Genomic DNA, 8,559 nt, shown 5'->3' with positions numbered 1-8,559 from the left:
AGGGCGGAGTACTAGGCCGCTATACGATGGGGCCGGACTGTTTTTCGGGACCCGCCCGAACAACATATATAACTATACAGTTAAGGAAATACCCCACCAACTCCAATAAGCATGATATGCATCACTAGATTTAAGGGAGTATTCCTCATAGGGTTGAAAAATTATCCCCGCAGGTGCGGGGAAAACAGCGAGAGTGTGGCAGCTGCTTCTTCAGGGTTCGGCTCATCCCCGCGGGTGCGGGGAACATATTCGATGGTGATTTCCGTCATCTCTCCCACTGGGCTCATCCCCGCGGGTGCGGGGAACATGCTCCTTAGAATTCGTTGCGCGGGTCCCAGTCGGGCTCATCCCCGCGGGTGCGGGGAACATTGTGACCCTTTCTAATACCCCGCGGCGTGTACGGGCTCATCCCCGCGGGTGCGGGGAACATAATGAGAATAGGCAGGTGCTTTTGTGTGCCCCGGGCTCATCCCCGCGGGTGCGGGGAACATCCAGCAGAGAAGCCGCGCACAAAATCACCAGAGGGCTCATCCCCGCGGGTGCGGGGAACATTTACCCCCGCCTGTTTCGGGTAAGTCTAGTTGGGGCTCATCCCCGCGGGTGCGGGGGAACATCCCCTACGCCGCCATACCACCCTTCAACGTCTGGGCTCATCCCCGCGGGTGCGGGGAACATGGATATACTCGAAGAGGCGAAAGGCGACGACGGGGCTCATCCCCGCGGGTGCGGGGAACATTGGTGAATTGATCACCTGCGTAGCGTCGCTCTGGGCTCATCCCCGCGGGTGCGGGGAACATTTTTCCTTCAGAAGGTCAAGGTAACGGGCAAGGGGCTCATCCCCGCGGGTGCGGGGAACATTGGTGGGGTCTGTGCGTGGTGAGTCGGTGGTTGGGCTCATCCCCGCGGGTGCGGGGAACATGATTGGTCTTTTTCAACGGACGGGTGGGTAACGGGCTCATCCCCGCGGGTGCGGGGAACATTAGCTTTTCGTAGTTAAGAAATTCGCTCATTTGGGCTCATCCCCGCGGGTGCGGGGAACATCATTCGCGCAGAGCGGTACCGAGCTGAAATATGGGCTCATCCCCGCGGGTGCGGGGAAAATGCCGCTCCTACCGTTGCATATAGGGGCGGCGGCGGCTCATCCCCGCAGGTGCGGGGAAAATGGAACTGCATTCGCTGTCCTGCTCATAGTCTGCGGCTCATCCCCGCAGGTGCGGGGAAAATGCCACATTTATCAGCGGGAAGGGCACTACGATCGGCTCATCCCCGCAGGTGCGGGGAAAATCACGAAGACGACGCTGTGCGAGACCAAGGCAGCGGCTCATCCCCGCAGGTGCGGGGAAAATTGATCCGGTGCACCATACACGATGAACGATGTCGGCTCATCCCCGCAGGTGCGGGGAAAATCGTCTAGGGAGCCGCCTAGTTTGATGATGCGCAGGCTCATCCCCGCAGGTGCGGGGAAAATGCCTAGTAGCGCGCCGATGATGCCGTATAGTGCGGCTCATCCCCGCAGGTGCGGGGAAAATACGAAACTATCTTCTCTGACAGGGACATAGAGCGGCTCATCCCCGCAGGTGCGGGGAAAATACCCATGTGTCACCGCTACGCGCTAGGCTATTCGGCTCATCCCCGCAGGTGCGGGGAAAATTCTTCAAGTGTCAGGTAAGAGCGTTGTTCGTACGGCTCATCCCCGCAGGTGCGGGGAAAATAGTATTGGCATAAAGGACGCGGTGAGTACGTTCGGCTCATCCCCGCAGGTGCGGGGAAAATTTCTTTCGGCTGTACTTTCTGCTCTGGCACGCCGGCTCATCCCCGCAGGTGCGGGGAAAATACTGTATCCCCGATTTGGAAGTTCACCCCAAACGGCTCATCCCCGCAGGTGCGGGGAAAATACTTGCTGATATGGGGCTTTATCCCCACAAAGCAAGTTTTAGAATTAGTTTGGAGCCCAAAGCCTCTATTAACCCTACATGATTTTTAACTGTAGCGTCGCCGGGAAGCACGCCTATATCGACTCGCTTTACTCCACCCTTTTCGAAGTCCCAATTTTTCTTTGGGAGTAGATGGACGCATCATAAGTTTGACTCCCTCAAAATCTACAGGCTCCCATGGATAATTATGAATCTTAAAATCAAGACGCTGTTCATTATCTGCCGAATACACCATAAGAGCACGACCATCACTACAAGTAACCGTAATGCGATTCCATAAATGTTCACGCACGCGCGCACTCACTTTTCCTACGAAAACGCCAGCACTAATTTCTAATAACCACCTCGTAAGATCGCCTCGTAATCCAACTGGGCATGCAGATAAAACCACTACAATCATGCGTCCCCATCCATCTCAAAATTGTGTCGAGCAGATGTGCCACCAGTTTTCTCATCCCAAAGCATCATATCGGTGCTTTCTAGAATTTCTTCTGGAATCTCATTGGGAACAAGTAAACGTTGAATATCCCGAGCCACCCGCTGCATAATCTTTTCGCCGCGAATACGGTCGCGAACAGCACGACGAGTAATAGCTCCAATATCTTGGCCTTCCTCATACTTAGCAGTCACCTGAAAAGCCACCGGAATAGTAATCTCCGCCTTATACAAATCCGCTATATCGTATACAAATGACCAGGAATTACCGGTATGCACAAACCCCAATCCTGGGGCGCATCCCAAAGCAACAATCGCGGCATGAACAATCCCGTAAAGACAAGCATGCGCCGCCGAAAGAGATTGATTTATAGGGTCTCCATCCCCAAAATCATTTGGGTTATAGCTACGTCGCGTCCATGGAACTCCCGTTTTCTCTGACCAATACCTATACACACGCCTCACCCGGGCACCTTCACGTCCCCGAAGCTGTTGCATCGTGAGCCCGCTAGTGTCATCGTCAGGAAAACGCCACGCATACATAGTACGTGCAACTTCTAGGCGAGAACGCGTGTTTGATACTTTCTCTGCCTGAGCAATGAGTAATCGAGAGGAACGTGCTAGAGACCGTCCGTGCGCATAGTAACGCACCCCTTGCTCTCCCACCCATATTGCCGAAGTACCGCACTCTCCTAATAATGTCATGGCCTGATGGGTTACCCGCGTGCCGGGTCCCAGCAGTAAAACACTTAAAGATGCTGCTGGGATATGGATGACTCCCCGCTCTTCTGCCACAGTGATTGCATTGTCTGCACGGTGAATTGTTGCGTGTTCCACATAAATGTAAGAGAGCCGTTCTGAACTCCTTGTTAGCTCACTAATATTGGGTGGAGTTGCCCCAATCATCGTTCCTCCTTGAAGAATAAACACTCAATAATAAGGCATTTATACAACGGGCGGGGTGCTGTATAACACCCCGCCCAAATAATCTATGCGATAAAACGGGGCAAAGTTTTACCGAGCAAGCGGCGCTAAAGTCATCAGGCCCATTCCGTAAGCCTTACCCCGACCCATACCGTTCACCAATGCTTTACGGAACAGTTCGACATCGGTAATGCGTAGGACACCATCGAATTGCACCTTACGTAAGGTAACTCGTCCTAAATGCCCACCAGAATCACGGCGGCTAAAGGAAAGATTCTTACGAGCCGTTACGAGAGGAGCATCTTCAATCCCCTGGTTTTCAACCGGTATGACTTCAAATCCCCACTGCTGAGCGCGCTCGCGCAACCAAGCGCTTTGCTGAATTGGTGTTACGTGTGGCCATGTCTTACCGCTTTTACCCTGGCGTTTTACCGGATTGGCAGCAAGCCTGAACCCCCATTCCTGCCCGTCCTCAAGTTTTGAGAGCAAGCGTCCATAGTGGGCGCTCTCCCCCGGTCGAGTATTCCATCCGGCTTGTTCGACCAAAGCCGAAAAGTCAGGCTTTTCGGGGCTTAGCACGTACAGCACATACTGGTGTCCGGTAATATCTAGACGCCATAGTATGCGCCCATCTTCATTTTTTATGTCTGGAGGGTTGGTTGCCATGACGGCCGCATGCAAAGCCTGCGGGCTGGTCAATAGCTTACGGGCGCCACGACGCTGCGGGTTAATGAGGAACTTTGAGAAGTAGGTCATGCTTCAGTCACCGTCCTCATAAAATCAATGTCGTTGTGACGTTTGCCTTTGGGGTTCTCAACTATCTTAGGTTCGACAGAAACTACCGCCCGTACTGCATATTGACGATGTTCCTGGCTAAAGCTCACCGGAACATCTTGTACTAGGTCTCCCTGCTCGCCAGGTTTTGCGTCCCGTAAAATACGCAGCCGCATAGGATCGGGGAACTCGGTGCGGCGATACTCAGGCACATGCCATTCTTCATTCCGTAGGGCTTCTTCAGCAGATTCTTCACGAATACCGAGCACAAGATCATACCCTGCGGGGCAGGAACGCCGCCCTAGATACAACGGGTACACCGGTTTTTTGAGTGCCGACTCGATATTCTTTAGTTCCTCTTGCTCTCCTTCTACAGCAGCCACGAAAACTGCGTCTGAAAGATAATAGCGAATAGAGAGCGACGCCATGCCATGTGGATCTGTCGCCCAGTCTTTTGCGGTTTGGTAGTCGCGCAGTAAAGTACCAGGTGCATCTACACGCACCGCAAATTTAAGCCGAGCAAGGTCATCTATGGGCTCCGTCCGTGCACGTCCTAAGGCTGCGGCTATCAAACCAATAACACCAGATTTGCTGGGTTCATGTCCGGAATCTCGACGGCGGTATCGGCTCTGTGTGCCCCAGGACTGCATTGGCCCGCTCAGTTTAAGGAGCAGACTAGGCATAATTAAGACTCCTGACCGATTAGCTCATTCAGCTGAGTTTCAAGGGAAGTCAGAAGCTCCCTTAAAGTGACAGCCTCTCCTATATTCGACAATGCCTTACGTAGCTCGCCAAGCGCTACCACGTATGAAACCTTAGGCTCATATCCGTAGGTATCAAGGATATTTGCTGCTTCCGTTGCTAACGCATGGGCGGCCGCGAGACGGCGTCCTTCGGAAGCTTTCTCTGTAACAGGCTTTTCGAATGCATTAATGTAAGAAATCGGGCGATGCTCACGCACCGTCACAACCACGGCCTCAGGCAGAGTACGTGCAGCAAACGTATTCTGTTTACCAGTGGGCATCGAATCAATGAAGGCGCGGATAAAAGCGAGGGTAGCTTCAACAGTAGCAACCGAAGAACCGCCCAAGTTAGTTTTCAGAGCGTCAACATTGATGTTGGCGTAACGGTAAAGGGTGCTGGAGGCCATCTCGATGGTGCCGATCATTCCAGCACCGGTTTCATCTTCTGATTCACGAATTACATCATCAACGGCAGTATAGTAGTCAAAATCAGGTTCCGAACCATGTACCCCAAGGGCGTGAGCCACCTGGCAAGCGGCATCCACATTGAAATCTGGGGCGTCGGCCAGCATACGGCCAAAGAGTGCAATATCAACACTATGCTCGGTATCCAGAATGTCTTTGATTTCCTTAGCGGGGATTTTCTCGCCCTTAGCCTCTATGATGGCGTTGGCAAGACGGTTAATCTGCTGGTTACTCAGGAAGAGAAGGTAACCCGATACAGCGCGGCCAGTATTTTCTTCTCCCTTCTTGGCCTTGGGCTTCTCAAGTTTGATTTTGGCCGCTTTGAAAGCATCCACAACAGCTGATTCGGCTTTATCTGGGTCAAAATCGGGGCTGATATTGGTGATGCGGTCTACAATCATGTCAGCAACTTGGCGGGTACGAACACCGATTTCAGAGCGGTCTAAGTGTTCTTCAAAGTTACGGCGGATGACTGATTTCCATGCCTGGCTAGAGACACGCTGGCGGCTCACACCGCCAAAAATAGCAGATTTCGGGCTTCCAGTATCGTCACGGTTAATGTTTGACGGGGGAAGAGTTTGCAGAGCGTGAATATCAACAAAGAACGACATAGTTCTTATCCTTTCAATTAGTTATTAGAGGTTTCCTCTGAGGTTTTAGATTTCTTGGGTTCGTAGCCATACAAAAAGTCACGGCTCCAGCGCAGAATAACCGCATCGCGTTTTTCAGGATTTAGTAACTGCATGTAATCTTGAGCAAACTGCCCGTAGTCAAAAGCAATTTCTTCTGACCGTAGAAGTGTTATGAGGCTACGCAAATAATGCCTGCGTGCCGGTTCGCTTCGTGCTTTTAACAGCGAATCAAACCTTTTCTTCATAGACTCACTAGTTTTCAGGGTAAGTTGCCCCGCTGCTGTACCGAACCTGAAACCTGGCACATGCATAGGCTGAGAACGTGCTTGCTGGTGCAAGGCAAAGAGGGTTACTGCATTAAAGGTTGCATATTCCCCACAAGTAGGAGTGTCATATTTGCCTCTATGACATTCGGGAAAACCAGAGGTATCTTCATCTTCTCCGAAAATAATTCCCCATAGTTCCGGATGGCTTACAGGGTCTGTTCCTGCCCCACGACGCAACTGTGCCAGTTTTGCGATAGCAGCTGAACTACCAGCATCTTTCTGGTGATAGAGGGACATCACCTTGCGATTAACATAGTTGCTCAAGGTGACTTGAGACTCGACGTCACTCATTGCCTTCCTCCTTTGTCTTAGTAGGTGTTGAAGAATATGCGCGAGGAAGCAGCTTACGCAGCCGCCCGCCAAACAGACGCCGTACTTTTGCCGTATTGTAAAGCTGCTCATCATAGATAGTTCCTATTGCAGCTTTAGGTCCAGCGTTCACAGCGAGCTGGTCAGCTTCATCCTCAAGAATGCGGCGTACTTGTAATTGCCACTCATCCTCTTGCGAAGAAACATCGTCAGAAGCATGCAACTTTTCAAGCCAGGTACGGAATTCATCTTCCATACGGTGCAAAGCGCTTTCTGTCACGGCAGGACGAAACTCGTATTCCTTACCTGCTGCGCGAAGAAGGTCTCCCGCATATTGTCCAAGAGCAATAGCTGCATTCATGGTTGTCTGGATATTGTCACGTACCATTGTAGAAATTTGGGTGCCCTGCTCTGTCAAAAGAGCAAGTTCCAGAGTCAATGATTCATCAATGGTTCCCTCAATCACAGCACTTTGGTTTCCATAAACCACACCAATAAGCTGCACATGAGCCTTGGCACCTGTAGGAAAATATTTTCCACTGGCAATCTGCTGTATAACAGGTGCTGGCTTATCCTGTTTCGCTTCTGACGAGTTCAACCGCGTCAATAACGCATCAACCCCACGCCACAGCGTACGCTCAGCACTGTGTACTTTTGGCATCCATACAGGGCGAGTTTGAGTAGATTGGTTTTTACTGTAGCGGTAAGCAGTTAACGGATCGGTATATGTGTTACGGTCAAACCACTTATCACCATTCGAGACGAGTACTCCAGTAACTCGCCCATTTTCAGGGAAAAGACGAACACGGCGTGATTGCCAGGTCAAGATCTCACACATACCAGTTGCCAGAGCAGGTTCGTCTTTATATTTGGTGGGATCACCGTTTTTATATGCACGAGGAGCAGCGGTATCAGGGTCTTCATGTTCCCACACAGGCTTGTCTTTCAGAGCAAGCGGACGTTTCTTACCCTTTACCTTTTCGACGTTAAGAAGCTGTTCATAATCAATGCAATACAACAGCGTTTCGATCAGGTTCTCGCCATGAACAATAATCTTTCCGGTAGTTCCGTACCACCCCACTCCCAAAGGGTATCCCTTACCACCTTTAACACGAGGATCCCCGACAGCACCAGATTTAATGCCCGAATAATCGTATGCCTGCACGGTTACTAGGTACCGCGCTGCTTCAGCATAACTCAACGATATCAACGTCTTTTCGGCGCGCATCGAGAAGTATTCGCTCTCAGAATCAAGCACAAGACGCGAGACTGGTTTTATCTCCCCTTTACTCGTATGCAGATCCGCGACCTGCATAAAGGGACGTTCAGGGTCAAAAAGGTTGAAACGGTCTTGATGCCTCTCAAAGTAATCAAAAACGAACCTTAACCGATCAGAATTACCTGAACGAACATCTCGAATCCAGCTTTTCGGATCGCCCTCTAGATCCTTATGTTCACTTGGATCTTTCAGAACTGCGCGAAACAGCACAACAACAACTATCCCAAGGATCGCAACATCGGTCGTTGCATCACCCGAATGGATTTTGCGGATTGAATATCCATCCTCAAACAGCTGTTTCAGGGAAACTGTTTGGATTTCCCCTGAAGTGTAGAGAACAGGAATCCATGGTTCATAGTATAGATTGAAGCCGGAGCTCACATTATCTTGCACCGACTGATTACTAGACATGATCCATCCTTTCATTATTGATTAAAGTCACACATCAAGAACCATCGTACGATGACGAATTCTTAAGCATGTTCTTGTTGCATACTTCAAAATAAATGATTATGAAGCTCATTAGATACTCCGTCGTGCCACTAGGTTCGACTGAGCACAGTCTCAGTGTAGACCCGATGAAAGTATTAAGTCAAGAAGAAAACGTACAAACTTATAAAATAAACTTAAAACGAGAAGATCCCCAGAAATCTGGGGAACATTTTAAGAAGGAACCGTACAAAAGGCTCATCCCGCGCTTCTCGCCTCGCGGGAACAATGGCTTATAAGTCTAACCGA

The 8,559-nt window shown here is 50.7% G+C and carries 7 protein-coding genes and 1 CRISPR repeat array; all 7 genes read right to left on the bottom strand.

The window, feature by feature from the left end; genetic code table 11:
- Window positions 1-158 precede the first annotated feature (158 nt).
- Window positions 159-1,895: a CRISPR direct-repeat array (repeat unit 28 nt; unit sequence GGCTCATCCCCGCGGGTGCGGGGAACAT).
- Between the two features lie 85 nt (window positions 1,896-1,980).
- The 7 genes from cas2e to casA all read right to left on the bottom strand — a co-directional run bounded on the left by cas2e (window position 1,981) and on the right by casA (window position 8,232).
- The gene (gene cas2e, locus HMPREF3164_RS10770) at window positions 1,981-2,334 is read right to left on the bottom strand and encodes a type I-E CRISPR-associated endoribonuclease Cas2e (protein WP_083297318.1); all 354 of its coding nucleotides are present in this window, start codon (window positions 2,332-2,334) and stop codon (window positions 1,981-1,983) included.
- Window positions 2,331-3,275: a type I-E CRISPR-associated endonuclease Cas1e gene (gene cas1e, locus HMPREF3164_RS02130; protein ID WP_070448627.1), complete on the bottom strand. Its 945-nt coding sequence runs from the start codon at window positions 3,273-3,275 to the stop codon at window positions 2,331-2,333. Before cas1e ends, cas2e begins: the two co-directional genes overlap by 4 nt.
- A gap of 108 nt (window positions 3,276-3,383) precedes the next feature.
- A complete protein-coding gene (gene cas6e / locus HMPREF3164_RS02125; RefSeq protein WP_070448626.1) occupies window positions 3,384-4,049 on the bottom strand; it encodes a type I-E CRISPR-associated protein Cas6/Cse3/CasE in 666 nt (221 codons plus the stop codon).
- A complete protein-coding gene (gene cas5e / locus HMPREF3164_RS02120; RefSeq protein ID WP_070448625.1) occupies window positions 4,046-4,750 on the bottom strand; it encodes a type I-E CRISPR-associated protein Cas5/CasD in 705 nt (234 codons plus the stop codon). Before cas5e ends, cas6e begins: the two co-directional genes overlap by 4 nt.
- A 2-nt stretch (window positions 4,751-4,752) precedes the next feature.
- Window positions 4,753-5,886 carry a type I-E CRISPR-associated protein Cas7/Cse4/CasC gene (gene cas7e, locus HMPREF3164_RS02115; protein ID WP_070448624.1) on the bottom strand — a complete coding sequence of 378 codons (1,134 nt, stop codon included), beginning with the start codon at window positions 5,884-5,886 and terminating at the stop codon, window positions 4,753-4,755.
- Window positions 5,887-5,903: 17 nt separating this feature from the next.
- Window positions 5,904-6,524, bottom strand: coding sequence for a type I-E CRISPR-associated protein Cse2/CasB (gene casB / locus HMPREF3164_RS02110; protein ID WP_070448623.1), 621 nt, complete (start codon window positions 6,522-6,524; stop codon window positions 5,904-5,906).
- Entirely contained in the window at window positions 6,517-8,232 is a 1,716-nt protein-coding gene (gene casA / locus HMPREF3164_RS02105; protein ID WP_070448622.1) for a type I-E CRISPR-associated protein Cse1/CasA, read from the bottom strand. The genes casB and casA overlap by 8 nt, the downstream gene beginning before the upstream one ends.
- Between the last annotated feature and the right edge of the window lie 327 nt (window positions 8,233-8,559).

It is taken from the genome of Rothia sp. HMSC08A08 (assembly GCF_001808385.1).
GTDB classification, from domain to species: domain Bacteria; phylum Actinomycetota; class Actinomycetes; order Actinomycetales; family Micrococcaceae; genus Rothia; species Rothia dentocariosa.
The sequence above is the reverse complement of the archived record's forward strand: the minus strand, read 5'-3'. Positions and strand labels throughout refer to the sequence as shown.